The sequence below is a fragment of the Spirillospora sp. NPDC048911 genome (assembly GCF_043198015.1).
GTDB lineage: Bacteria > Actinomycetota > Actinomycetes > Streptosporangiales > Streptosporangiaceae > Spirillospora.
The window spans coordinates 1-23,632 of the sequence record NZ_JBICUD010000021.1 but is presented as its reverse complement, the minus strand read 5'-3'; the positions used below and the strand labels follow the sequence as shown (position 1 = coordinate 23,632).

The following is a 23,632-nucleotide window of genomic DNA, read 5'->3' as shown; positions in this document are numbered from 1 at the left end:
CTCGGGCGGTGGTCCGTCGCTGGTCGGCCATGGCCCTGGCGGGCGGCGGCCGCGCAGCGGTCCGGTGGGTCGCCCGCCAGGGTATGGCGTCGATCTGCCTTTTCGGTGCTCGATGATTTCAGTTGCCCAGGTCAGCGGCCAAGGGCTAGGGAAGACTCTCAGCAAATTTTCAGGGAGCCGGCCGGGACTCTGCGCCGTGGGCGATATCGATTCGATAGGGCCGGGAGCGCCCTCTAGTCTTGACCCCATGTCCTCGTCGAGCCGACACATCCTGACCGCGCCCGCCTGGCCGTACGCCAACGGGCCCCGTCACATCGGGCACGTCTCCGGATTCGCGCTGCCCGCCGACATGTTCAGCCGCTACCAGCGGATGGCGGGCAACAAGGTCCTGATGGTCAGCGGCACCGACGAGCACGGCACGCCGATCCAGGTGCAGGCCGACAAGGAGGGCGTGACCGCCCGCGAGCTGGCCGACCGCTACAACCGCGTGATCGCCGAAGACCTGGTCGGGCTGGGCATGTCCTATGACCTGTTCACCCGCACCACGACGCTGAACCACTACGCGATCGTGCAGGAGCTCTTCAAGGGGCTCTACGACAACGGCTACATCTTCCCCAAGACCACGATGGGCGCGATCTCGCCGTCCACCGGCCGCACGCTGCCCGACCGCTACATCGAGGGCACCTGCCCGATCTGCGGCTACGACGGCGCGCGCGGCGACCAGTGTGACAACTGCGGCAACCAGCTCGACCCGATCGACCTCATCAATCCGGTCAGCCGGATCAACGGCGAGACGCCGAAGTTCGTCGAGACCGAGCACTTCATGCTCGACCTGCCCGCGTTCACCGAGGTGCTGGGGCGTTACCTGCGGTCCAAGCAGGGCGACTGGCGGCCCAACGTGCTGAAGTTCGCGCTCAACCTGCTCGACGACATGCAGCCGCGCGCGATCAGCCGCGACCTCGACTGGGGCGTGCCGATCCCGCTCGACGGCTGGCGCGACAACCCGTCCAAGAAGCTGTACGTGTGGTTCGACGCCGTGATCGGCTACTTCTCCGCGTCGGTGGAGTGGGCGCGCCGGAGCGGCGACCCGGAGGCGTGGCGGGCCTGGTGGCAGGACCCGGACGCCCTCTCGTATTACTTCATGGGCAAAGACAACATCGTCTTCCATGCCGAGATCTGGCCCGCGATCCTCCTCGGCTACAACGGCGAGGGTGACAAGGGCGGCACGGCCGGCTCGCTCGGCAAGCTCAAGGTGCCCGACGAGGTCGTGTCGTCGGAGTTCCTGACCATGGAGGGCCGCAAGTTCTCCTCGTCCCGCCAGGTCGTCATCTACGTGAAGGACTTCCTGGAGCGCTACGACGTCGACGCGCTGCGCTACTACATCGCGGTCGCCGGCCCCGAGAACCAGGACACCGACTTCACCTGGCAGCACTTCCGCGAGCGCAACAACAACGAGCTGGTCGCCCAGTGGGGCAACCTGGTCAACCGGTCGATCAACATGGCGGCCAAGGACTTCGGCGCGATCCCCGCTGCGGTCGACCTGACCGACGCCGACCGCGCGCTGCTCGACCGCTCGAAGGCGGGCTTCGCCGCCGTGGGCGCCGAGCTGGGCCGCTCGCGGTTCAAGAACGCGGTCACCGAGGCGTTCGACGTCGTCCGCGAGGCCAACGGCTACCTGTCCGCCCAGGAGCCCTGGAAGATCAAGGACGATCCGGAGCGCAAGGGCACCGTGCTGCACGTCGCGCTGCAGGTCGTCGACGACGCCAAGTCGCTGCTCACCCCGTTCCTGCCCGAGTCCTCGCAGAAGGTGTTCGAGATGCTCGGCGGCGAGGGGGAGTGGAGCGGCAAGCCGCGGCTGGAGACGGTCTCCGAGCCCGGCGGGCCCGACTACCCGATCCTGACCGGCGACTACGACACCCAGGCGCGCTGGGAGTCGCGGCCGATCAAGCCCGGCGTGCCGCTGGTCAAGCCGACCCCACTGTTCAAGAAGCTCGACGAGTCGATCGTGGACGAGGAGCTGGCCCGGCTGGAGGGCGAGTGAACCCGGAGGAGATGGGCGGGCAGGCACCGCGCGCGGTGCCGCCGCTGCCTGACCGCCTTCCGGTCGACGTCTTCGACAGCCACTGCCATCTCGACATCGTCGAGACGCCCGTGGTCGAGCAGGTGGCCGCCGCGAAGGCGGCGGGCATCACGCGGATCGTCACGATCGGCTGCGACCTGCCGTCGTCGCGCTTCGCCGCCGAGACCGCCTTCGAGCACGACGCGGTCTACGGGGCCGTGGCGATCCACCCCAACGAGACCACGGGCATCGACGACGCCGTGATCGACGACATCGCCCGGCTCGCCGAGCAGCCCGGCGTCCGGGCGATCGGCGAAACCGGCCTCGACTACTACCGCGACTGGGCGCCCAAGGACGACCAGCAGCGCTCGTTCCGCGGCCATATCGAGATCGCCAAGCGCACCGGCAAGGCCCTGGTCATCCACGACCGCGAGGCCCACGACGACGTGCTGCGCGTCCTGCGCGAGGAGGGCGCCCCGGAGAAGGTGGTCTTCCACTGTTTCTCCGGCGACGGCGAGATGGCCAAGGTCTGCGCCGACCACGGCTACGTGATGAGCTTCGCGGGCAACGTCACGTTCAAGAACGCCGAGCCGCTGCGCGACGCCCTGCGCGTCGCGCCGCTCGACCTGATCCTGGTCGAGACCGACGCCCCGTTCCTCACCCCGATCCCGCACCGTGGCAAGCCGAACGCGTCGTACCTGATCCCGCACACCGTGCGCTTCATGGCCGAGGTCAAGGGCGTCGAGGTCGCCGACCTGTGCACGGCGATCGCCACCACCGGAGAACGCGTCTTCGGCCCCTGGTAGGGGCGTTCACGTAGGCCTGGTCGGGGCCCTCGCTCAGGCCTGGTCGGAGCGGCGGGCCGCGTCCAGGAAGTCGACGCAGCGGTCCAGAAGGGCCATCAGCGTCTCGCGTTCGGCGTCGGTGAACTCGGCGGCGAGCCCGCGCTCGACCTTGACCGCGCGGGCGTCGGCGTCGGCCAGGGTCTTCTCGCCCTTGGCGGTGAGCCGGGTCTCCAGGACGTTGCGGTGCCACTCGTGCGGTGTGCGCTCGACCAGGCCGTGCTCCAGGAGGTTCTTGAGCACGGTGTTCATGGTCGGCGGGGTGACCGCGCACAGCCGCGCCAGACCGGCCGCCGAGATGCCCGGGTTGTCCGACAGATGCATCAGCGCCGCGTACTGCGGCCCCGTCACGCCCGCCGGCTTCAGCACGGAGTTCTTCGTCGCGCTGAGTGCCTGCTCGGCGCGCTTCAGGTAGGAACCCAGGCGCTCGGGAAAGGGCATCGACGTCATCTCCGCATGATAACGGGCAAGCAGATTCGCCCCTTGACGAGCATTAGAGTTCTAACTATCGTTCGTATGCGTTCTAAGACATCACCTCTATTGTTCGTCCCCAGAGAGAGGTCTCATGCGCACGATGCGCCGATCCATCGCTCTCACCGTCACCGCTCTCGCGGCGGCGTCCCTGCCGCTGGCGGCCCCCGCCGCCGCGTCGCAGCCGTCCGCCGCGCAGGCATCAGCCGCACCGGCATCAGCCGCACAGGCGGCGTCGCGCGTTCGGGTCTCCGCCGCGTACGAGCTGCCCGGCACGAAGGTCTATCCCGAGGGCATCGCCGCCGACCCCCGTGGCGGCGCTCTGTACGCCGGTTCGTACACCGACGGCACGATCTACCGGACGGTGCCCGGCCGCCGGGCCGCGGAGGTCTTCCTGCCCGCCGGGGCGGACGGGCGCCACACCGCCAACGGCCTGCGGGTCGACCGGGCCGGCCGGCTGTGGGTGACCGACTCCACGGCGGGCGTCACGGTGTACGACACCCGAAGCCGCCGCCTGCTGGCCCGTTTCGACGTTCCCGGCGAGGGCGCGAGGTTCGTCAACGACATCGCCATCGCCCCCGACGGGAGCGCCTACCTGACCGACAGCACCCGCGCCGTGGTCTACCGCGTGACGCCGCGGGAGGTCGCCCGGGGCGGCCGCGGCACGTTGACGCCGCGCTTCGACCTCAGCGGGATCCTCGACCCCGGCGCCGGTTTCACGCTCAACGGGATCGTCGCCGACCCGCGCGGCCGCTACCTGCTCACCGCCGACATGTCCGGCGGTGGCCTCTACCGCCTCGACCTGGCCTCGGGCGCCGTCCGCAAGGCGGGCCTCAGTGGCGGCGACATGCTCCACGCCGACGGCCTGGAGCTCCAGCACGGCCGGCTCTGGGTGGTCCACAACACCGCCTACGCGATCAGCCGCTGGCGGGTGAGCGCGGACGGTACCGCGGCCCGCCTCGAACGCCGGATCTCGGACAAGGCGCTGCAACTCCCGACCACGGCCGTGCGCCGGCATGGCGTTCTGTACGTGGTGCGTTCGCAGTTCGACAAGGGCGGCCCGATGGGGCCGGGCACCCCCGAGGTGCCGTTCACCATCGCGGCGGTCCGCGGCATCTGACCGTTCCCCTTGTGAGGGCCGAGGACACCGTTCGCGGCCCTCACAAGGGGCCCGTGGAGGCCATACGACCGTCTTCGGCAGGGTGATATCCGTCGTTGCGGTAGCCAGATATACCCGTGGGGCTCTAGTGTCTGGCCGTTGAGCAGGGCACCCCCCGGGCCCTGCTGGCGGTCCTGGAGGACAAAGGTGCGTTCCACACCCCCCGCGATTTCTGTGCTGGTCGCCGCGGCGCTGCTCGCCGCCGGATGCGGCGGTGGCGGCGGCGAAAAGAAGCCACCGCCACAGGCCCCCGTCGCCGATGCGCCCAAGGCCAGCACCCCGGCGCCGCGCAAGGTCGTCCTCGTGGTCGACGGCAAGCGGACCGAGACGATGACGACGGGCACGACCGTCCAGGAGGTGCTCACCCAGGCGCAGGTGCAGCTCGGGAAGCACAACCTGGTCAAGCCGCCGCTGACGGCGCCCGCCGCCGGCACCAAGATGATCAAGGTGCTGCGGTTGCTGTCGAAGCCGGTCACCAAGACGCTGACGACGTCGGCGCCCACGATCAAGAAGAAGAGCTCCAAGCTGCCGCCGTTCAGCGAGAAGGTGCTGCGCAAGGGCAAGCCGGGCATCAAGGTCGTCCAGGTCGCCTGGGTCAAGCGGCGCGGCAAGAAGGTCAAGACCGTCATCGACCAGAAGGTCAAGCGCAAGCCGGTCGCGGAGATCCTGGCCGTCGGCCCGCAGTCGGCCGGCGCCGGTTCCGCCGCGCGGCTCAACTGGGCGGGGCTGGCCAAGTGCGAGTCCGGCGGCAATCCCAGGGCGGTCAACTCCGCGGGCGGCTACTACGGGCTCTACCAGTTCTCGCTGGCGACCTGGGGGTCCGTCGGCGGCAAGGGGCTGCCGTCCAACGCGACCCCGGCGGAGCAGACCTACCGCGCCCAGATGCTCTACAACAAGGTGAACGGCCGCTGGCAGGGGCAATGGCCGGTCTGTGGCAAATTCCTCTTCAGCTAGAGCAGGCCCTCATCGTTCACGCGGACCTGAAAGACTGCTCCGGTGGGGGACATCAGGGACACGCACGCGCTGCTCGGGCCCGCGGACGTCCGTGAGCTGGCCGGCCGGCTCGGCATCCGGCCGACCAAGACGCTCGGGCAGAACTTCGTCATCGACGCCAACACCGTTCGCCGGATCGTTCGCGCCGCGGAACTGACGCCGGAGGACGTGGTGATCGAGGTGGGCCCGGGGCTGGGCTCGCTCACCCTGGCGCTCCTCCCCGAGGTACGCCGCGTGACCGCCGTCGAGATCGACCCGTCGCTGGCCGCCGCACTCCCCGAGACCGTCGCAGGCCGGGCCCCCGATCTCGCCGGCCGGCTGCACGTGGTCCAGGCCGATGCCCTCCGCATCACAGCCGCCCCCAGATCCGACCCAGCGTCCGGCCCGGCGTCTGGTGCGGCGTCCGGTGCGGCGTCCGGCTCGGCCGCGGCCGGGGTCAGGGCCGCGTCTGCCGAGCCGCGGCGTGGCGGGCGGGGGGCCGTGCGTGGTGAGCCGGTGGTGTTGCCGGGGCCGGAGCCGACGGCGCTGGTGGCCAACCTGCCCTACAACGTGGCGGTTCCTGTCGTGCTGCATCTGCTGGCCGAGCTGCCGTCGCTGCGGCGCGTCCTGGTGATGGTGCAGGCCGAGGTCGCGGACCGGATGGTCGCGGAGCCCGGCGGCAAGATCTATGGCGTGCCGTCGGTGAAGCTCGCGTGGTACGGCGACGCGCGGCGGGCCGGGCCGGTCGGGCGCGCGGTCTTCTGGCCGGCGCCGAACGTGGATTCGGGTCTGGTGGCGTTCACGCGCCGCGAACCCCCCGCCACGACCGCGAGCCGCGACGAGGTGTTCGCCGTGATCGACGCCGCGTTCGCCCAGCGCAGGAAGACGCTGCGGGCGGCGCTGGCGGGCTGGGCCGGCTCCCCGGCGCAGGCCGAGCGGGCGTTGCGCGCCGCCGGGATCGACCCCCAGACCCGTGGCGAGACTCTGGACGTGGCCGCATTCGCCTGCCTTGCCCAGTATGGTCCTGGGGGCGCTAAGGATCAGAATGAGGCGGAGGAGCATGGTGAAGGCGCGTTCGCGGGCGACGAAGGTGATGACGCCCGCGACGAAGGCGATGATGCCCGCGGTGGCGGCGCTGGCCGCGATGGCGGTCACGGGCGCCCTGGTGGCGGCCGGCTGCAGTAACGGCGCGACCGCGACGCCGAAGATCACGGTGACGGCGCGGGCCGGGGTGGCCCCGCTGCCCCCGGCGCAGGGCGCGTACTTCGGCGCCTGGGTCCCGCCCGTGCTGGGGCCCACGTACGCGACACGCGGTGATCAGGGCAAGGGCAAGCGCCCGTCCGGCAAGGCCTCGTCGTCTCCCTCGGTCTCGGCGCCCGCGACGGGCTCTCCGGCGTCCGGCGAGGAGGAGGTCGAGGCCCGGAACGGCCGGACCGCGCTGACCGGCTTCGAGCGCGACCTCGGCCGCCGGCTCGACATCGTGCAGAGCTACGTCGACTGGAAGACCGAGTTCCCCCGCAAGGTCGACACCGCCCTGCTGGAGGGCGACCGGACCATGCTGCTCACCTGGTCCGGCACCGACACCCAGGAGATCGTCGCCGGCAAGCACGACGCGCTGATCCGCGCGCGGGCCCGGGCGATCAAGGCCACCGGCAAGCCGATCTTCCTGCGCTGGCAGCGCGACATGGACAAGTCGAGCCTGCGCGACATCAAGATTCACTCACCGGCGGCCTACATCGCGGCCTGGAAACATCTGCGCACGATCTTCAAGAAGGAGAAGGTCGACAACGTCGCCTGGGTCTGGTGCCCCACCGCCCGCGGCTTCGGCTCGCGGGCGGCGCAGCCGTTCTACCCGGGGGACGACCAGGTCGACTGGATCTGCGTGGACGCCCAGCCCGGCGGCGAGTACGAGTACCGCGACCTGATCGAGACGCTGAAGATCTTCATGGAGTGGGCGCGGGGCCACTCGAAGCCGATCATGGTCGCCGAGTTCGGCGTGCCGCAGGCGTACGGCACCCGCCGGGCCGAGTGGCTCCGCAAGGCCGCCCAGACCCTGCAGAACCCGCAGATCAAGGCCGTCGTGTACTTCAACTCCAACGAGCAGGCCCAGGAGCCGCGCGACAGGCGGCGCCGGTACGAGGTGACCGGCGACCGCGCCGCCGTCTCGGCGCTGCGCGAGTTCGCCACCACCCCCTACTTCAACCCCCGCAACCTGCCGGTGACGAGCGGCGGCTGACCGGCCGCCGCGACCCCGTTTCGGCCATCGGGCGCCCCGTCCCGTACGCTTCCCTCTCGTGACAGCTGTGACCGTGCGCGTGCCCGCGAAGGTCAACCTCCAGCTCAGTGTGGGGCCGCTTCGCGACGACGGGTACCACGATCTCGTCAACGTCTTCCACGCCGTCTCGCTCTTCGACGAGCTGACGGCCGTTCCGGCGGCCGGGCTGACGGTGACCGTCCAGACCGCGCCCGGCTCCCGGGTGGCGGTCGACGGCGTCCCGACCGACGACGGCAACCTGGCCGCCCGCGCGGCGCGCCTGGTCGCCGGCCGGCTCGGCGTGGAGCCCGCGGTCGCGCTCCGCATCCGCAAGGCGATCCCGGTCGCCGGCGGCATGGCGGGCGGCAGCGCGGACGCCGCGGCGGCCCTGCTCGCGTGCGCACGGCTGTGGGACTCGCCGGACGAGCCGCTGCTGAGCCGCGACGATCTCCTGGAACTCGGCGCCGAGCTCGGCAGCGACGTCCCGTTCGCGCTCATCGGCGGCACCGCGATCGGTACCGGCCGGGGCGAACAGCTGACCCCGGCGCTCGCACGCGGCACGTTCCACTGGGTCTTCGCGACCGCCGACGGCGGCCTGTCCACCCCCGCCGTCTACGCCGAGTGCGACCGGCTGCGGGACGCGCAGGGCGAGGAGACGCCCTGGCCGGAGGTCTCCGAGGAGCTGATGACCGCCCTCGCCACAGGCGACGCCAAGGCCCTCGGCGCGGCCCTCACCAACGACCTGCAGGCCCCGGCACTGCTCCTGCGGCCCTCGCTGCGCCGTACGCTCGACGCCGGCCGGGAGTCCGGCGCGATCGGCGCGCTGGTCTCCGGGTCCGGGCCCACCTGCGCCTTCCTCGCCGAGAGCGTGGAGCACGCGGCCGAGCTGGCGGCGATCCTGGACGTCGAGGGCGTGGCCGAGTCCGTCGTGCGGGCCACCGGTCCCGCGCCCGGGGCCACCGTGATCTGACCCGAGAACTCCGGACACGACGGCCGGGTATCGGTTATGAAAGAACCCCCGGCAGTGAGGTGGACGCGGCATGTCCCTGGCCGTACTTCTGATCTTCGTCATCTTGCTGGCCCTGATCGTCGCGGTCGTCGTGATCGTCGTGGTCGCCGTCAACGCCTCGAAGCGCAACTCCGGTCCGCGCCCGCCCTATGGTCCGCCGGGCTACGGCCCTCCACAGCAGGGCCATGGCCCGCCGCAGCTCGGCTATGGCCCCCCGCAATCGGGTCATGACGCGCAGCTGCCGGGTTACGGCCAACCGCACGCTGGCTACGGCCAACAGCAACCGGAGTACGGCCAAGCGCAGCCTGGGTACGGGCAGCCGCAGCAGGGCTACGGTCCGCCGCAGCCTGGATATGGCCCGCAGCCGGGCTACGGGCATCCGCACGCTGGCCATGGGCCGCAGGGCGGGCCGAGCCACTACGACGCGGGCAGCCCGTACGACGCCTCGTACAACCCCGGCGGCCATTCATCCGGAGGGGGCGGCGACCCGTACGGCGGCGGCTCCGGCTACGACAGCGGCGGCGGCTCGTCGAGTTCATCGAGCTCGGACAGCGGCGGCTCGTCATCGTCCAGCTCCGACAGCGGCGGTTCGAGCTCGAGCAGCTCCTCCAGCGACTGAGCCAGCCGCCTTCCGCAGTTGGACCGCCTTGCCGGAGGGCCGCCCGTACGAGGCGGGGGCTGACGGGCATTAGCCTTGATGGCGTCGTGAACCTCATCAATGTTGAGAATGTCAGCAAGGCCTACGGGCCTTCTCCGCTGCTCGCCTCGGTGTCCCTCGGGCTGGACGACGACGATCGCATCGGCGTCGTCGGCCGCAACGGCGGGGGCAAGAGCACGCTGGTGTCCGTCCTCGCCCGCCAGACCGAGCCCGACGGCGGCCGCGTGACCCACACCCGCGGGCTGCGGCTCGGTTACCTGACCCAGCGGGACGAGTTCCCCGACGGCGCCACCGTGCGTTCGATCGTCATCGGCGACCGGCCCGAGCACGAGTGGGCCGGCGACACCCGCGTCCGCGACATCCTGGGCGGGCTCCTCGCCGATCTCGACCTGGACGCGCCGCTGGCCGGGATGTCCGGCGGCGAGCGGCGCCGGATCGCGCTCGCCCGGCTGCTGGTCCCCGAGTCCGACCTGCTGATGCTCGACGAGCCGACCAACCATCTCGACATCGAGGCCATCGACTGGCTGGCGCGGCACCTGAAGGAACGCAAGGTCGCCCTGCTCGTCGTCACCCACGACCGGTGGTTCCTGGACGAGGTCACCGACCGCACGTGGGAGGTCGTCGACGGCGGGGTCGAGCGCTACGAGGGCGGCTACTCGGCGTACGTGCTGGCCAAGGCCGAGCGTTCGCGCATCGCCGCCGCCACCGAGGCCAAGCGCCAGAACCTCCTCCGCAAGGAGCTGGCCTGGTTGCGCCGCGGCCCGCAGGCCCGCACGTCCAAGCCCAAGTTCCGGGTCGACGCCGCGCAGGCGCTGATCGCCGACGAGCCGCCCCTCCGCGACTCGGTCGAGCTGACGCGCTTCGCCACGGCACGGCTCGGCAAGACCGTGTTCGACCTGGAGAACGTGGACGTCGAGCTCGGCGGCCGCGACATCTTCGCGAACCTCACCTGGCAGCTCGGCCCCGGCGACCGGATCGGCCTCGTCGGCGTGAACGGCAGCGGCAAGAGCACCCTGCTGCGCCTCCTCGACGGCGACGTCACCCCCGCCGCGGGCAAGGTCGTCCGCGGCAAGACCGTCCAGCTGGCACATCTGTCGCAGAACCTCGAAGACCTCGACCCGTCGCGGCGGGTCCTGGAGTCGGTCGAGGAGATCCGCGGCCGCATCACGGTCGGCAAGCGCGACTGGACGGCCAGCCAGTTGCTCGAACGCCTGGGTTTCCGCAGCGACCGCCAGTGGACGCCGGTCGGCGACCTCTCGGGTGGCGAGCGGCGGCGGCTGCAGGTGCTGCGCCTCCTGATGGCCGAGCCGAACGTCTTCCTGCTGGACGAGCCCACCAACGACCTCGACATCGAGACGCTGACCGAGCTCGAAGACCTTCTCGACGGCTGGCCGGGCACCCTCGTCGTGGTCAGCCACGACCGCTACTTCCTCGAACGGGTCACCGACCGCGTCGCCGCGCTCCTGGGCGATGGCCGCGTCTCGATGCTCCCCGGCGGCGTGGACGAGTACCTGGATCGGCGCCGCAGCGGCACCGCGGTCAAGCCCGGCCAGCCGGGTTCGCCTCCACCTTCGCCTTCGTCCCAGGCCGCGACGCCGGTGGCCAAGCAGGGCAAGGGCAGCGGACAGGACTGGAAGGCCCGCAAAGAGCTCGACAAGCTCGAACGCCGCCTGGAGAAGCTGGGCCGGCAGGAGGCGAAGCTCCACGAGAGGCTGGCCGAGCACGCCACCGACTACGAGAAGCTCCAGGAGCTGAACGCTCAGCTCAAGGACGTCCAGAACGAGGCCGCGCAGGTCGAGGAGGAGTGGCTCCTCCTGGCCGAAGATCTCGGCTGACTCAGGGGCCGTCCGAGCCGTTCGGGCCGTCGGAGCCGTCCGTCCCGTCGGGACTGTCGAACGGGACGAGCAGGGTCCGCAGCAACCCGGCGAGGGACTCGCGCTCGGCCGGGCTGAGGCCGTCGAGGATATCGTGCTCGCGCCGCAGGAGATCGGCGAACGCGGCGTCCACCCTGATCTGACCGGCCTCGGTGAGCCGCACCAGGACGCCGCGCTTGTCGCCGGGGTCGGGATGCCGTTTCACCAGCCCGGCCGCGGCCAGCCGGTCGATCCGGTTGGTCATGGTGCCGGACGTCACGAGGGTCGCGCGGAGCAACCGGCCGGGACTGAGCTCGTACGGGGCGCCGGCCCGGCGCAGCGCGGTCAGCACGTCGAACTCCCACGGCTCCAGATCATGGGCGACGAACACCGCGCGGCGGGCCCGATCGAGATGCCGGGCCAGCCGGGAGACCCGGCTGAGGACGTGCAGGGGCTGGACGTCGAGATCCGGGCGTTCGTTGTGCCATGCCTCGACCAGTCGATCGACCTCATCCCGCATGCGCGACAGCCTACCTGTCTTGATATCGAGAATACTTTCTTGACATCAAGATAAGCGCCGGGGCATCATGTCTCTTGATGTCGAGACAAGCAGGCGCCGCCGTGTGGGATCCCGCGCAGTACGGGATCTTCGGTGACGAGCGCGCACGGCCGTTCGCCGAGTTGCTCGCCCGGGTGGACCTCGAAGCCCCCGGCCATATCGTCGACCTCGGCTGCGGGAGCGGTGAGCTGACCGCCTCGCTGCTGCGCCGCTGGCCGGACGCCACGATCGACGCGTTCGACAGCTCGCCCGAGATGATCGCCGCGGCTCGCGGCATCCCCGGCAAGCTGACCTTCTCGGTGGGCGACGTCGCCACCTGGCAGCCCGAACGGCCCGTCGACCTGATCGTCTCCAACGCCGTGCTCCATTGGATCCCGGCCCACCCGGACCTGCTCCCGCGCTGGATCGGCGCGCTGGCTCCCGGCGGCCGCCTGGCCTTCCAGGTGCCCGGCAACTTCGACGCGCCCAGCCACACGCTGCTTCGCGAGATGTGCGCGTCCCCCCGCTGGCAGGCCGAGCTGGGCGATGCCGTCCGGCCGCGCCCGGTGCTGGACCCGTCCGGCTATCTCGACCTCCTCTCCCGCCACGGCTGCACGGTCGACGCGTGGGAGACCACCTACGCCCAGCTCCTGCAGGGCGAGGATCCCGTCCTCGAATGGGTCAAGGGCACCGCTCTGCGCCCCGTCCTCACCCGGCTCGGCCCGGCCGACCGAGCCTCGTTCCTGGCCGAGTACGGGGCACGCCTGCGCGAGGCATACCCACCCGCCCCGCACGGCACCGTCTTCCCGTTCCGGCGCATCTTCGTCGTAGCGGGAGGCCCATAGCCAGGAGCCCCGAGGTCGGCAGGTCCATGCCCGGCAGGTCTATGCACCCACAGGCCCACGAACGGGCAGGCCCATGAACCGGCAGGCCCATGAACCGGCGGGCCCACGGACGGGGTGCCGCCCGCCGCGCGAGAGAAGCCAATCGTTCCCCTGCGGTGTGCCCTCTCGCGCGGCGGGCGGCATCCATCACCGCCGCTCGGCTCAGGCGGCCACGATCTCGGCCTCCCATTCGACGAGGACGCGGTGGAGGCGGTAGAGGACGCGGCGCAACTCGTCGGCGTGGTCGGACTGGCGGATCGCGTTGCGGAAGGCGTTCGGATTCGCGCGGCGGGCGTCGTCGTAGATCCAGAGCGACTCGTCGAGATCGCAGAGCAGATCGAGGGCGCAGTCGTCGGCCGGGGTGTCGTCGGCGGTGTCGGCGGCGCGGCGGGCGATCACGGCACGGCCCTCGCGGTGGCGCGTGGCGGGCGTAAGGCCGGGCAGGGCGTTGACGGGTCCATCGGCTTCCCTCCTTCTCGGATGAGACCGAGGCTAGGGGAGGGGTGTGACAGTTCGCCGATGGACCGTCACGCTCGGTATCGCGTCACGAGTGGTGGGCCGGCTCGGAGGCGGGCTCGTCGATCCGTTCGGGGAGGTCGTCGTCGGCCGGGCGGGTCTTGCGCTGGGCCTTGGCGGCGGCCTTCTCCTCTTTGGCGGCCTCCTTGGCGGCGGCCTTCTCCTCCTTGGCCGCCTCCTTGGCGGCGCGCGACTTCATGCGTTCGAGCTCCTTGCGCCGCCGCCGGGGGTCGAGGGACGGCCGGGGCTCCAGGCCCGACAGGCCGTTCCAGGCGAGGTTGACCATGTGGGCCGCGACCTCCTCCCGGCGGGGCTTGCGCGCGTCCAGCCACCACTGGCCGGTGAGGGCGACCATGCCGACCAGCATCTGGGCGTACATGGGCGCGAACTTCTCGTCGTAGTCATGGCGGTCGAGCTCCTGCGCCATGACGTGCTCGACCTCGCCGGCGATCTCGCTGAGCAGGCTGGCGAAGCTGCCGGTGCCGGTGCCGCCGTGCGAGTCGCGGACGATGATCCGGAAGCCGTCGGGGTTCTCCTCGATGTACTCCAGGAGCGCGAGGGCCGCCTTCTCCAGCTTGCCGCGGTAGTGCACCGCCGAGCCGAGCGCCTCGGTGATGAGGCCGAGCAGCCGCTCGAACTCGCGGTCGACGACGACGGCGTAGAGGCCCTCCTTGCCGCCGAAGTGCTCGTACACCACGGGCTTGGAGACCCCCGCCGCGGCGGCGATCTCCTCGACCGAGGTGCCGTCCAGCCCCCGCTCGGCGAACAGCGTGCGCCCGATGGTGAGCAGCTGCTCGCGTCGTTCCTTGCCGGTCATGCGCTTCCTGCGCGACCGTGGCGGGACCGGTTCAGTCATGGGATCAATTGTGACGCTCACGCGGGCACGTTCGTACGCTTGCTCGCAAGACGCTCGGAATCGGGCCAGCGGACGTCGTGCGCCCAGCCGGCCTTCTCGAAGACCCAGATGACGCGGGCGCTGATGTCGACCTGGCCCTTCAGCACGCCGTGCCGCGCGCAGGTCGGGTCGGAGTGGTGCAGGTTGTGCCAGGACTCGCCGAGCGACGGGATCGCCAGCCACCAGACGTTGCGGGACTTGTCGCGCACCTCGAAGTGCTCCTTGCCGAACGTGTGGCAGATCGAGTTGATCGACCACGTGACGTGGTGCACGAGGGTGATGCGGACGAAGCCGGCCCAGAAGAGCGCGGTGAGGGCGCCCTGCCAGGACATGGTCAGCAGGCCGCCGAGGACGGCGGGCAGAAGGAAGGAGACCGCGACCAGGCCGGGGAACCACTTGTGGATGCGGACGATGTCCTTGTCGTTCAGGAGGTCCTTGGCGAACCGCTCCTTGTTGGTGCGGTTGCCGTCGAAGAGCCAGCCGTAGTGGGCCCAGGCGAGGCCCTTGGTCAGGGCCTTCCAGTCGTTGCCGAAGCGCCACGGCGAGTGCGGGTCGAACTCCTTGTCGGAGTGCTTGTGATGGCGGCGGTGGTCGGCGACCCAGGTGATGACCGGGCCCTCCATGGCCAGCCCGCCCGCGATCGCCATGAAGATCTTCAGCCCGCGGTTGGCCTTGAACGAGCCGTGCGTGAAGTAGCGGTGGTAGCCGACCGTGATGCCGCCGGCGGAGACGAAGTAGAAGACCGCCATGATCGCGATGTCGGTCCACCCGAGGAACCGCCCCCAGGCCAGCGGGACCGCGGCCATGAGCGCGATGAACGGGACACCAGTGAAGACCCCGACGAGGACCCGCTCGGAAACGCTGGTCGGCTCCGGCTCGATCTCGGGTCGCGAGGGCCGACGTGTGGAGGGTTCTAGGACGGGGGCTGTAGTCATGTGGTCACCACTTCTTCCTGCTGCTGAGGCCTACCTACGCCAACGTAACCTACGCTGCCGTAGGTTGGACAGTCTCGAATCGTAAAATCAGTGGAATCGCGTCCCAGGGGGCACAAAGCTCACGTGCGAGTCACGCGGATGTCACCTCGCTGTGACCGGCCGGACGACCCCCTTGAACGGCGCGTCGAAAGTCGGCGCGTGCCGCCTCTTTCAGCGTCAACGCTTCAGCCCGGACAATGGTTCGCCGGACGGGCTTCGCGTGGGCGTGGGGTACGGGGCTCAGGGTCTTCCTCCTGGTGAACAGGCTGATCCTTCGGTCGCCCGGCCCTCTCCCGCCCCCAGGAGCGAAGCGGACGACTCAGACATTGCTTGCTCGTTTGAGGCCGTCCTAAACAGGCGCTCGAATTGATCAATAGGTCCCCGCGCAAGGTCCCGTGCCTAAGCGATGAGTGACCACCGGGGTAGATGATCTTTGATATCGGTCATAGAGGCCGGATCGGGCCGAGTTCCGGCTCGGTCGGTCGTCGACGCTCGGGATCGGAAGTCACTTCTGGTAGTCGGATGCGTCACCAGGGTGAAGGTGTGAGGCGTGTCCGCGCGCTCAGGGGAAGAGGTCCTGGACGGGGTGAGCGGCTCCCGGCCGGGGTGCGGCCGGGGCGCGGCCGGGCAATATAGGTGAAGGCTGCGCTGTTGGCTCGGTATCGTTGGGGCCGGTAGATCGGCCATGTGTCCGATCTGTCGCCTTCGATCCGGCGTGGTGTAATTGGCAGCACAAGGGTTTTTGGTGCCCTTAGACAAGGTTCGAGTCCTTGCGCCGGAGCCGTCCTCTGTGTCGGATACTGCCTGGTGGGTGACAAGGCGGGGCTGGGCGGTATCCTTCGGGTGTCGGGCGAGTTACGACCTGCGGTCCCTCCATCGCAGCAGGTAGACGGCAGGTCGGATACCGAGTCGCGCCCGAGTCCGATCCAGTCCGCGACGCCGAGGAGCCTCCGTAGTGAGTGTCGGCCGTGCACGGAGCCGGGCGAGCCGCCCGGCCGCCGTCGTCGTTCTCGCCGCAGGCGAGGGCACCCGGATGAAGTCCCGCACCTCCAAGGTCCTGCACGAGCTGTGCGGCCGCTCCATGCTCGGCCACGTCCTGGCCGCGGCCGGAGAGCTCGACCCCGAGCGGACCCTCGTGGTGGTGGGCCACCGGCGGGAGCAGGTGGTCGCCCACCTCGAGCGGCACGCGCCGGACGCCGAGGCGGTCGTGCAGGAACGGCAGGGCGGCACCGGTCACGCCGTCCGGATGGTCCTCGAGCAGGTCGGCGAGCTGCGGGGCACCGTCGTCGTCACGAACGGCGACCACCCGCTGCTGCGCGGCGAGACCCTCGAACGCCTCGTCCAGACTCATGAGGACGAGGGCAACGCGGTGACGATTCTCACCACCGAGATGCCCGACGCGACCGGTTACGGCCGGATCCTCCGTGAGGCCGACGGCGGCGCGGTCACGGCGATCGTGGAGCACAAGGACGCCGACGACGAGCAGCGGGCCATCCGCGAGATCAACGTCGGCATGTACGCGTTCGACGGTGCCCTGCTGGCCGCCGCGCTCAAGCGGGTCACCACCGACAACGCCAACGGTGAGGAATACCTCACCGACGTCGTGGCCATCCTCCGCGGCGACGGCCACCGCGCCGGCGCCTATCCGGCCGCCGACTGGGTCGAGACCCAGGGCGTCAACGACAAGGTCCAGCTGGCGCAGGCGCGCCGGCAGCTCAACGACCGGATCCTCGAAGCGCACATGCGCGCGGGCGTCACCGTCGTCGACCCGCAGAGCACCTGGATCGACGTGGCGGTGACCGCGGCCGCCGACGCCGTCGTCCACCCGGGCACGCAGTTGCACGGGCGGACGCACCTGGACGAGGGCGCCGAGGTCGGGCCGGGCTGCACGCTGACCGACACGCAGGTGGGCGCCGGGGCACGGGTGATCAACGCGGTCTGCGACGGCGCCGAGATCGGGCCGCAGTCCTCGGTCGGCCCGTTCGCCTACCTGCGGCCCGGCACCAAACTGGGACGCAAGACCAAGGTCGGCGCGTACGTCGAGACCAAGAACGCCGAAGTGGGCGAGGGCGGCAAGGTCCCGCACCTCACCTACGTGGGCGACGCCACGATCGGCGCCGGAGCCAACATCGGCGCCGGCACGATCTTCGCCAACTACGACGGCGTCAACAAGTTTCACACCGAGATCGGCGAGCATGCCTTCGTGGGCAGCAACTCCGTGCTCGTCGCGCCGGTGACGGTCGAGGACGGCGGCTTCACGGCGGCCGGCTCGACCATCACGGGCGACGTGCCGCCCGGGGCGATCGCGGTCGCCCGCGGCAAGCAGCGCAACATCGAGGGCTGGGTCGAGCGCAGGCGCGCCGGCACCCGGTTCGCCGAGGCGGCGGCCAAGGCCAGGGCGGAAGCCGAGGCCGGGGCCGAAGTCGACGGCAAGGGCGAGGACGCCGGATGACGAGCTCCGGGGGCGTTCGCTCCCGGTAAGCCCGGAGGGTCACCCTTCCGGGACAAACGCTCGGAGGACTCCCTCCGGGGCATAAGAGACCACCGTGGGTCGGCTACCGGTCTTCTTCGGCCCGCGGAGTGTGGGGCACACCCACGGCATGCAGGTTCCGTTGAGGGGGAGTTGTCAGAGGTGAGTGGGATCAAGGCGAGCGGCCAGAAGAAGCTGATGCTCTTCTCCGGCCGGGCGCACCCGGACCTGTCCAAGGAAGTAGCCGACAATCTCGACGTCGAACTCACGCCGACGTCGGCCTACGACTTCGCGAACGGTGAGACGTTCGTGCGGTTCCTGGAGTCGGTCCGCGGTTCCGACGCCTTCGTGATCCAGAGCCACACAGCTCCCATCAACCAATGGATCATGGAGCAGCTGATCATGGTCGACGCGCTCAAGCGCGCCTCGGCCAAGCGGATCACCGTCGTGGCGCCGTTCTTCGGGTACGCCCGGCAGGACAAGAAGCACCGCGGCCGCGAGCCCATCTCGGCCCGTCTCATGGCCGACCTGTTCAAGACCGCGGGCGCCGACCGGCTCATCACGGTCGACCTGCACACCGCGCAGATCCAGGGCTTCTTCGACGGCCCGGTCGACCATCTGTTCGCGCTCGACATCCTGGCCGACCACTTCGAGCAGCGGCTCGACCTGACCCAGGTCACCATGGTCGCGCCGGACGCCGGCCGGGTGCGGGTCACCGAACGCTGGTCCGACCGGCTCGGCGGCGTGCCGATGGCGATCATCCACAAGAAGCGCGACCCGGACGTGGCCAACGAGGTCAAGGTCTTCGACGTCGTCGGTGAGGTCCGGGGCCGGACCTGTGTGATCGTCGACGACATGATCGACACCGGCGGCACGATCGTGAAGGCCGCCGACGCGCTCTTCGACCAGGGGGCCACCAAGGTCGTCGTCGCCGCGACGCACGGCGTGCTCTCCGGCCCGGCCGTCGACCGCCTCAAGAACTCCCGGATCTCCGAGGTCGTCCTCACCGACACCCTGCCCATCCCCGAGGAGAAGCGGTTCGACAAGCTGACCGTTCTCCCGATCGCCCCGCTGGTCGCCCAGGCCATCCACGAGGTCTTCAGCGACGGCTCGGTCACCAGCCTCTTCGGCGGCCACAGCTAACCCGCTCGCGCCAAGCGAACCGAGCAAACGGAGCAAACGGAGCGTCGAGCGGATCCGGGCCTAGCTCGCCGGGCGCCGACCGACGGCAGAGCAAGTGGAACGCTCCGCACCCTTATGGGTCGCGGGGCGTTCCGCATTCCGCCCACGATGCTCGGTGCGATGGCATTCACCCCTCTTGCTGCGAAAAGACCTGGCCGGCGCGCACGCGTCACCGCGCGAGCGGCGGCGGCTCCGCTTCACGATCGGTTCAGGCTCCGTACCTATGGCGCTCGCTGTGGCGACGATCGGCTAGACTTGATGAATCCGCGTATGCCTCGGGTCGTTCAGTACGGCTCCGATCGGACTCGCACTCCCCGGGGAACGCAAAGAATCTTCGAGGCGCCAGACGCGTCGAGCACCGCCTGATTCGCTTATGTCCGTAGCGGACGTCCATGACGGACGGCCGTGGATCGCAACAACAAGGAGTTTTCGCCGTGTCCGAGGTACGCATTGCCGCCGAGCCGCGCACCGAGTTCGGTAAGGGTGCCGCGCGGCGCACCCGCCGGGCCGGCAAGGTGCCCGCCGTCCTCTACGGTCACGGCACCGACCCGCAGCACATCTCGCTGCCCGGCCACGACCTGATGCTGGCCCTCAAGACCCCCAACGTGCTGCTCCGTGTCGAGGGCCTCGGCGCGGGCGTCGAGCTCGCCCTGCCCAAGGACGTGCAGCGCGACCCGATCAAGGGCTTCCTGGAGCACGTCGACCTGCTGCTGGTCAAGCGCGGCGAGAAGGTCACCGTCTCCATCCCGGTGAACGTGACCGGCACCGTCGTCGCCGGCGGCCGTCTGGTCCAGGCCGAGGTCGAGATCTCGGTCGAGGCCGAGGCCACCCACATCCCGACGGGCGTCGACCTCGACATCGAGGGCCTGGACGTCGACAGCCAGGTGCTCGCCAAGGACCTGAAGCTGCCCGCCGGCGCCAGCCTGGCCGCCGACGAGGAACTCCTCATCGTGCAGATCGCCGACGCGACCGTCTCCACCGAGCCGGCCGACGAGGCCGCCGACGAGGAGGCCGCCGCCGCCGAGACCGAGGCCGCCGCCGAGGGCGACGCCGCCGAATAGGCTCGGGCGCCCGCCCGCCGACCGCCCTGGTCGGCCTGCCGTCTGCACGGCCCCCGGCCCGGTGTGCGCACCGGCGGGGGCCGTTCGGCTGTCCAGGCGGTCCCGTGCGTGCAGGCTGTGCGTGAAGGCCCGCGCGTGGAACGTGCGTGAAGGCCCTTGCGTGAAGGAGAGAGTTCGTGAGCGCTGATCTCTGGCTGGTCGTGGGGCTGGGCAATCCCGGGCCCTCGTACGCCGGGAACCGCCACAACGCGGGCTTCATGGTCCTCGATACGCTGGCGGCGCGGGCCGGAGGCAAGTTCAAGACGCACAAGAGCCGGTCCGAGGTCATCGAGGGACGGCTCGCGGGCGCGCGCGTCGTCCTGGCCAAGCCGCGCACGTACATGAACGAGTCGGGCGGGCCGGTGAAGGCCCTCCGCGACTTCTACAAGGTTCCGCTCGAACGGATCGTCGTCGTCCACGACGAGCTCGACATCCCGTACGGCGCGGTGCGGTTGAAGCAGGGCGGTGGTGACAACGGCCACAACGGGCTGCGGTCGATCACCAGGTCGCTGGCCGAGAAGGACTACCTGCGGGTGCGGTTCGGCGTCGGCCGCCCGCCGGGCCGCATGGACGCCGCGGCCTTCGTGCTCAAGGACTTCGCGGCGGCCGAACGCAAGGAGCTCGACCTCAACGTCGAGCGCGCCGCCGACGCGGTCGAGGCTTTGATCACCGATGGCCTCGCGGCGGCCCAGAACACCTTCCACGTCTCCTGAACGATGCGGCGCCGGGGTGGGGCGATTGGGCCCGTCCGTTCCGGGTGTCCGTTTCTGACGCCATGGCCGGCCGATTCAAGCGAGCCACCGGGGATTGATCCTGCTTTGTCGATCTTGTGCCCCTGAAGTGCGTCTTTGGTCTGCGGAGGAAGTAAACCGCCCGTAAGATGCATCCCCAACGGGGTTCGTGGGAGATGTGAACCTCAAGTGCCTTTCCAGCGTCTTGCGTGTGTGACTACACGCGTGTGGCGCGTGTTGCAGGGGTGGTTAGGTAGGCATTGATGGCCGTCGTTGACAAGGTCCGGGTTGGCATCTCGCCCAGAGACGAACTGCGACGCGCCCATACCCAGAACTGGACGGGATCGTATCGGCGTCGCGCCGGGGCCGTGGACTTTCTGAGCATGCTGCTGGCCGGCCTGGTCGCGTTCTTCCTCCGCTTCCCCGGCACCCCGAGCCGCATGACCGCGCCGTACATCGTCCTCACCGTCGCCCTGCCGGTCCTCTGGGTGACGATCCTGCTGATCGGCCGGGCGTACGAGCCGCGTTTCATCGGCGTCGGCTCGGAGGAGTTCCACCGGGTCCTGCGGGCCGGATTCATCATCACCGCGACCGTCGCGATCGTCGCGTACGCCACCAAGACCGAGGTGGCGCGCGGCTACGTGGTGATGGCGCTGCCGTTGGCCACCGTCCTCAACGTCTTCGCGCGGTACCGCCTGCGCAAATGGCTGCACCGGCGGCGCTGGCAGGGCGAGTGCATGCGCCGGGTGGTCGCCGTCGGGCACCGGGCGGCGCTCGCCGACCTGATCCGGCTGCTGCGGCAGAAGCGCTACCACGGCATGGACATCGTCGGCGTCTGCCTGCCCCCGGTCCTGTTCGAGAGCGACGACGCGCTGCGGGCCGGGTCGCTGGACGGCGCCGCCGGCGACCGCGGCAACGACGGCAACGACGGCTTCCTGGACGTGAGCACCGTCGAGGGGGTGCCCGTGCTGGGCGACTTCGGCCAGACGGCCAAGGTCGTCGAGCAGATCGGGGCCGACTCGGTCGCCGTCCTCGCCTGTCCCGAGATGGACGGCGTCGCGCTGCGCCGGCTGGCCTGGCAGATCGAACGCGACGACGTCGAACTCGTCGTCGCCCCGGCGCTCATGGACGCCGCCGGGCCGCGGATCTCCATCCGCCCGGTCGCCGGTCTGCCGCTGCTGCACGTCGAGCACCCGGAGCTGGACGGCGGCCGCAAGTTCCTCAAGAGCCTGTTCGACCGGGTCGGCGCGCTCGCCGGGCTGGCCTTCCTCAGCCCGCTGATCCTCGCCATCGCCATCGCCATCAGGGTCACCAGCAGCGGGCCGGTGCTGTTCCGCCAGGTGCGGGTCGGCCGCGACGGCGGCGAGTTCACCGTGCTCAAGTTCCGCACGATGGTCGTGGACGCCGAGGCCCGCAAGGTCGATCTCATCGAGCGCAACGAGAACGACGGCGTGCTCTTCAAGATCAGGCACGATCCGCGCATCACCCGTGTCGGCCGCTGGCTCCGCCGCTACTCGCTGGACGAGCTGCCCCAGCTGATCAACGTCGCCCGCGGCCACATGTCCCTGGTCGGCCCGCGCCCGCCGCTCCCCGACGAGGTCGCCAAGTACGGCGACGACGTCCGCCGCCGGCTGGTCGTCAAGCCCGGCATGACCGGCCTGTGGCAGGTGAGCGGCCGCTCCGACCTGACCTGGGAGGAGTCCGTCCGGCTCGACCTGCGCTACGTCGACAACTGGTCGCTCGCCCTGGACCTCCAGATCATGTGGAAGACCTGGTCGGCCGTCTTCCGCGGCTCCGGCGCCTACTGAGACGAGGCCCGATCCGGCCGCCGGCCGCCGCGTGTGCGGGGCACGGCGTGCGCAGGACACGGCGCCGAACGTGGCACGCTGGAGGGTGAACGTCACGGCCCCCGGCGGGGAGCATGGCCGGGGAGGCGTGAGAATGTATACCGAACAGATCAACCGAGTCGGGAATGTGGTCGAGCGATGACGGAGAGCGGTGGCGTGCCCGCGGCGGCGGACGACCACGCGTTGGCGGCGGAACTCGCCGGGACAGCGGGCCGGATCCTGCTGGACGTACGCGCGGAGATCGGCTTCGCCGACTCCCGCGTCCTCAAGGACACCGGGGACCTGCGTTCCCACGAGTACCTCATGGCCGCGCTCGCCGAACGCTGTCCGGGCGACGCGGTCCTTTCCGAGGAGGGCCGCGCTTCCGCCGCGGACAAGAGGGCCTCGGGCGGCGACGGCAGCCCTACGGCGAACACCGCCGATGAGGTGCGGCTTCAGGCGGACCGTGTCTGGATCATCGACCCGCTCGACGGGACCCGGGAGTTCTCGGAGGAGGGCCGCCACGACTGGGCCGTCCATGTGGCGCTCTGGGAGAAGGGTCGCCTGACGGCGGGTGCGGTCGCGCTCCCGGCACAGGGTAAGACTCTTGTCACCGGTCCGGACGGAGCCGTCGTGATCGATGTCACAGGGACCGGGCCGCTGCGGGTCGGCGAGCCCGCGCCCGGCCGGCTGCGGATCGCGGTGAGCCGTACCAGGCCGCCCGCGTTCGTCCAGCGACTGGCCGAAATCCTCGACACGAACGTGGAACTCGTGCCGATCGGATCGGCCGGAGCGAAGATCTCCGCGGTGCTGCTCGGCGAGGTCGACGCGTACGTTCACGCGGGCGGCCAGTACGAGTGGGACTCGGCCGCACCGGTCGCGGTGGCGCTCGCCGCCGGGGCCCACGCGAGCCGGATCGACGGGTCCGAGGCCGTCTACAACCAGAAGGACCCCCGGTTGCCGGATATCCTGGTCAGCCATCCCGTGTCGGCATCGACGCTGCTGACCGGCATCCGGGACGTGAGCGACGCCCTGCCGGAGTGACCCGTCCGGGTACACAACCCAGCCGGTGGGAGAGCGTTCCCCCGGAGCATCTGCCAGAAAGCGTGGAGAGAGCCCTAGACCATGCAGCGCTGCGATTACCTGTTGTCCCAGTTGGACGTGCTTGAGGCCGAGTCGATTCAGATCATTCGGGAGGTGGCCGCTGAGTTCGAGCGGCCGGTCCTGTTGTTCTCGGGT

The 23,632-nt window shown here is 70.4% G+C and carries 21 protein-coding genes, 1 tRNA gene and 1 pseudogene; 18 read left to right on the top strand and 5 right to left on the bottom strand.

Features of this window, described 5'->3' with window-relative positions:
• The first annotated feature begins 247 nt into the window (after positions 1-247).
• Positions 248-2,041, top strand: a complete 1,794-nt coding sequence (metG, locus tag ACGFNU_RS50210; protein ID WP_392603983.1) for a methionine--tRNA ligase — start codon at positions 248-250, stop codon at positions 2,039-2,041.
• An 11-nt stretch (positions 2,042-2,052) separates the two neighbouring features.
• Entirely contained in the window at positions 2,053-2,865 is an 813-nt protein-coding gene (locus ACGFNU_RS50205; protein ID WP_392604082.1) for a TatD family hydrolase, read from the top strand.
• Between the two features lie 33 nt (positions 2,866-2,898).
• Here ACGFNU_RS50205 and ACGFNU_RS50200 read toward each other — a convergent pair whose 3' ends face one another.
• Positions 2,899-3,351, bottom strand: a complete 453-nt coding sequence (locus ACGFNU_RS50200) for a MarR family winged helix-turn-helix transcriptional regulator (protein ID WP_392603981.1) — start codon at positions 3,349-3,351, stop codon at positions 2,899-2,901.
• Positions 3,352-3,475: 124 nt separating this feature from the next.
• Between ACGFNU_RS50200 and ACGFNU_RS50195 the strand changes: the two genes are divergently transcribed.
• The 7 genes from ACGFNU_RS50195 (at position 3,476) to ACGFNU_RS50165 (ending at position 11,259) form a co-directional block, all read left to right on the top strand.
• A complete protein-coding gene (locus ACGFNU_RS50195) occupies positions 3,476-4,492 on the top strand; it encodes an SMP-30/gluconolactonase/LRE family protein (RefSeq protein ID WP_392603979.1) in 1,017 nt (338 codons plus the stop codon).
• 186 nt (positions 4,493-4,678) lie between these two features.
• A complete protein-coding gene (locus ACGFNU_RS50190; protein ID WP_392603977.1) occupies positions 4,679-5,485 on the top strand; it encodes a transglycosylase family protein in 807 nt (268 codons plus the stop codon).
• A gap of 51 nt (positions 5,486-5,536) precedes the next feature.
• Entirely contained in the window at positions 5,537-6,688 is a 1,152-nt protein-coding gene (locus ACGFNU_RS50185; RefSeq protein ID WP_392604080.1) for a ribosomal RNA small subunit methyltransferase A, read from the top strand.
• Positions 6,597-7,739: a glycoside hydrolase family 26 protein gene (locus ACGFNU_RS50180; RefSeq protein WP_392604078.1), complete on the top strand. Its 1,143-nt coding sequence runs from the start codon at positions 6,597-6,599 to the stop codon at positions 7,737-7,739. Before ACGFNU_RS50185 ends, ACGFNU_RS50180 begins: the two co-directional genes overlap by 92 nt.
• A 67-nt stretch (positions 7,740-7,806) precedes the next feature.
• Positions 7,807-8,727 carry a 4-(cytidine 5'-diphospho)-2-C-methyl-D-erythritol kinase gene (locus tag ACGFNU_RS50175; protein WP_392604075.1) on the top strand — a complete coding sequence of 307 codons (921 nt, stop codon included), beginning with the start codon at positions 7,807-7,809 and terminating at the stop codon, positions 8,725-8,727.
• 70 nt (positions 8,728-8,797) lie between these two features.
• Positions 8,798-9,385, top strand: coding sequence for a hypothetical protein (locus ACGFNU_RS50170; protein ID WP_392603975.1), 588 nt, complete (start codon positions 8,798-8,800; stop codon positions 9,383-9,385).
• 86 nt (positions 9,386-9,471) lie between these two features.
• A complete protein-coding gene (locus tag ACGFNU_RS50165) occupies positions 9,472-11,259 on the top strand; it encodes an ABC-F family ATP-binding cassette domain-containing protein (protein WP_392603973.1) in 1,788 nt (595 codons plus the stop codon).
• 1 nt (position 11,260) lies between these two features.
• On the opposite strand, the gene ACGFNU_RS50160 is transcribed toward ACGFNU_RS50165, so the two are convergent.
• A complete protein-coding gene (locus ACGFNU_RS50160) occupies positions 11,261-11,797 on the bottom strand; it encodes a MarR family winged helix-turn-helix transcriptional regulator (protein ID WP_392603971.1) in 537 nt (178 codons plus the stop codon).
• Positions 11,798-11,874: 77 nt separating this feature from the next.
• Here ACGFNU_RS50160 and ACGFNU_RS50155 point away from each other — a divergent pair, with 77 nt between their 5' ends.
• Positions 11,875-12,660, top strand: coding sequence for a trans-aconitate 2-methyltransferase (locus tag ACGFNU_RS50155; RefSeq protein ID WP_392603969.1), 786 nt, complete (start codon positions 11,875-11,877; stop codon positions 12,658-12,660).
• 201 nt (positions 12,661-12,861) lie between these two features.
• On the opposite strand, the gene ACGFNU_RS50150 is transcribed toward ACGFNU_RS50155, so the two are convergent.
• The 3 genes from ACGFNU_RS50150 to ACGFNU_RS50140 all read right to left on the bottom strand — a co-directional run bounded on the left by ACGFNU_RS50150 (position 12,862) and on the right by ACGFNU_RS50140 (position 15,045).
• Complete coding sequence (locus tag ACGFNU_RS50150) at positions 12,862-13,098, bottom strand: hypothetical protein (RefSeq protein ID WP_392603967.1); 237 nt, start codon at positions 13,096-13,098, stop codon at positions 12,862-12,864.
• A 145-nt stretch (positions 13,099-13,243) separates the two neighbouring features.
• Positions 13,244-14,071, bottom strand: coding sequence for a TetR/AcrR family transcriptional regulator (locus tag ACGFNU_RS50145; protein WP_392603965.1), 828 nt, complete (start codon positions 14,069-14,071; stop codon positions 13,244-13,246).
• Positions 14,072-14,088: 17 nt separating this feature from the next.
• On the bottom strand, positions 14,089-15,045 hold the full coding sequence (locus ACGFNU_RS50140) for an acyl-CoA desaturase (RefSeq protein ID WP_392603963.1): 957 nt from the start codon (positions 15,043-15,045) through the stop codon (positions 14,089-14,091).
• 748 nt (positions 15,046-15,793) lie between these two features.
• Between ACGFNU_RS50140 and ACGFNU_RS50135 the strand changes: the two genes are divergently transcribed.
• From ACGFNU_RS50135 to ACGFNU_RS50100, 8 genes and pseudogenes are all read left to right on the top strand, one after another.
• Positions 15,794-15,865 (top strand) — tRNA-Gln (locus ACGFNU_RS50135).
• 174 nt (positions 15,866-16,039) lie between these two features.
• Entirely contained in the window at positions 16,040-17,536 is a 1,497-nt protein-coding gene (glmU, locus tag ACGFNU_RS50130; protein WP_392603961.1) for a bifunctional UDP-N-acetylglucosamine diphosphorylase/glucosamine-1-phosphate N-acetyltransferase GlmU, read from the top strand.
• Between the two features lie 180 nt (positions 17,537-17,716).
• Positions 17,717-18,697, top strand: a complete 981-nt coding sequence (locus ACGFNU_RS50125) for a ribose-phosphate diphosphokinase (protein WP_151565669.1) — start codon at positions 17,717-17,719, stop codon at positions 18,695-18,697.
• Positions 18,698-19,170: 473 nt separating this feature from the next.
• On the top strand, positions 19,171-19,797 hold the full coding sequence (locus ACGFNU_RS50120) for a 50S ribosomal protein L25/general stress protein Ctc (protein ID WP_392603958.1): 627 nt from the start codon (positions 19,171-19,173) through the stop codon (positions 19,795-19,797).
• Positions 19,798-19,973: 176 nt separating this feature from the next.
• Positions 19,974-20,549 carry an aminoacyl-tRNA hydrolase gene (gene pth / locus ACGFNU_RS50115; protein ID WP_392603956.1) on the top strand — a complete coding sequence of 192 codons (576 nt, stop codon included), beginning with the start codon at positions 19,974-19,976 and terminating at the stop codon, positions 20,547-20,549.
• Between the two features lie 281 nt (positions 20,550-20,830).
• On the top strand, positions 20,831-22,375 hold the full coding sequence (locus ACGFNU_RS50110; protein WP_392603954.1) for a sugar transferase: 1,545 nt from the start codon (positions 20,831-20,833) through the stop codon (positions 22,373-22,375).
• 177 nt (positions 22,376-22,552) lie between these two features.
• The gene (locus ACGFNU_RS50105) at positions 22,553-23,437 is read left to right on the top strand and encodes a 3'(2'),5'-bisphosphate nucleotidase CysQ (RefSeq protein ID WP_392603952.1); all 885 of its coding nucleotides are present in this window, start codon (positions 22,553-22,555) and stop codon (positions 23,435-23,437) included.
• Positions 23,438-23,518: 81 nt separating this feature from the next.
• Positions 23,519-23,632, top strand: a pseudogene (locus tag ACGFNU_RS50100) (sulfate adenylyltransferase small subunit); the annotation flags it as partial.

What these genes read in the sequence shown, in the direction of transcription:
- metG (WP_392603983.1), top strand. Translation starts at nt 248, where the DNA reads ATGTCCTCGTCGAGCCGACACATCCTGACCGCGCCCGCCTGGCCGTAC.
- ACGFNU_RS50205 (WP_392604082.1), top strand. Translation starts at nt 2,053, where the DNA reads ATGGGCGGGCAGGCACCGCGCGCGGTGCCGCCGCTGCCTGACCGCCTT.
- ACGFNU_RS50200 (WP_392603981.1), bottom strand. Translation starts at nt 3,351, where the DNA reads ATGACGTCGATGCCCTTTCCCGAGCGCCTGGGTTCCTACCTGAAGCGC.
- ACGFNU_RS50195 (WP_392603979.1), top strand. Translation starts at nt 3,476, where the DNA reads ATGCGCCGATCCATCGCTCTCACCGTCACCGCTCTCGCGGCGGCGTCC.
- ACGFNU_RS50180 (WP_392604078.1), top strand. Translation starts at nt 6,597, where the DNA reads ATGACGCCCGCGACGAAGGCGATGATGCCCGCGGTGGCGGCGCTGGCC.
- ACGFNU_RS50170 (WP_392603975.1), top strand. Translation starts at nt 8,798, where the DNA reads ATGTCCCTGGCCGTACTTCTGATCTTCGTCATCTTGCTGGCCCTGATC.
- ACGFNU_RS50160 (WP_392603971.1), bottom strand. Translation starts at nt 11,797, where the DNA reads ATGCGGGATGAGGTCGATCGACTGGTCGAGGCATGGCACAACGAACGC.
- ACGFNU_RS50155 (WP_392603969.1), top strand. Translation starts at nt 11,875, where the DNA reads ATGTCGAGACAAGCAGGCGCCGCCGTGTGGGATCCCGCGCAGTACGGG.
- ACGFNU_RS50145 (WP_392603965.1), bottom strand. Translation starts at nt 14,071, where the DNA reads ATGACTGAACCGGTCCCGCCACGGTCGCGCAGGAAGCGCATGACCGGC.
- ACGFNU_RS50140 (WP_392603963.1), bottom strand. Translation starts at nt 15,045, where the DNA reads ATGACTACAGCCCCCGTCCTAGAACCCTCCACACGTCGGCCCTCGCGA.
- ACGFNU_RS50110 (WP_392603954.1), top strand. Translation starts at nt 20,831, where the DNA reads ATGGCCGTCGTTGACAAGGTCCGGGTTGGCATCTCGCCCAGAGACGAA.
- ACGFNU_RS50105 (WP_392603952.1), top strand. Translation starts at nt 22,553, where the DNA reads ATGACGGAGAGCGGTGGCGTGCCCGCGGCGGCGGACGACCACGCGTTG.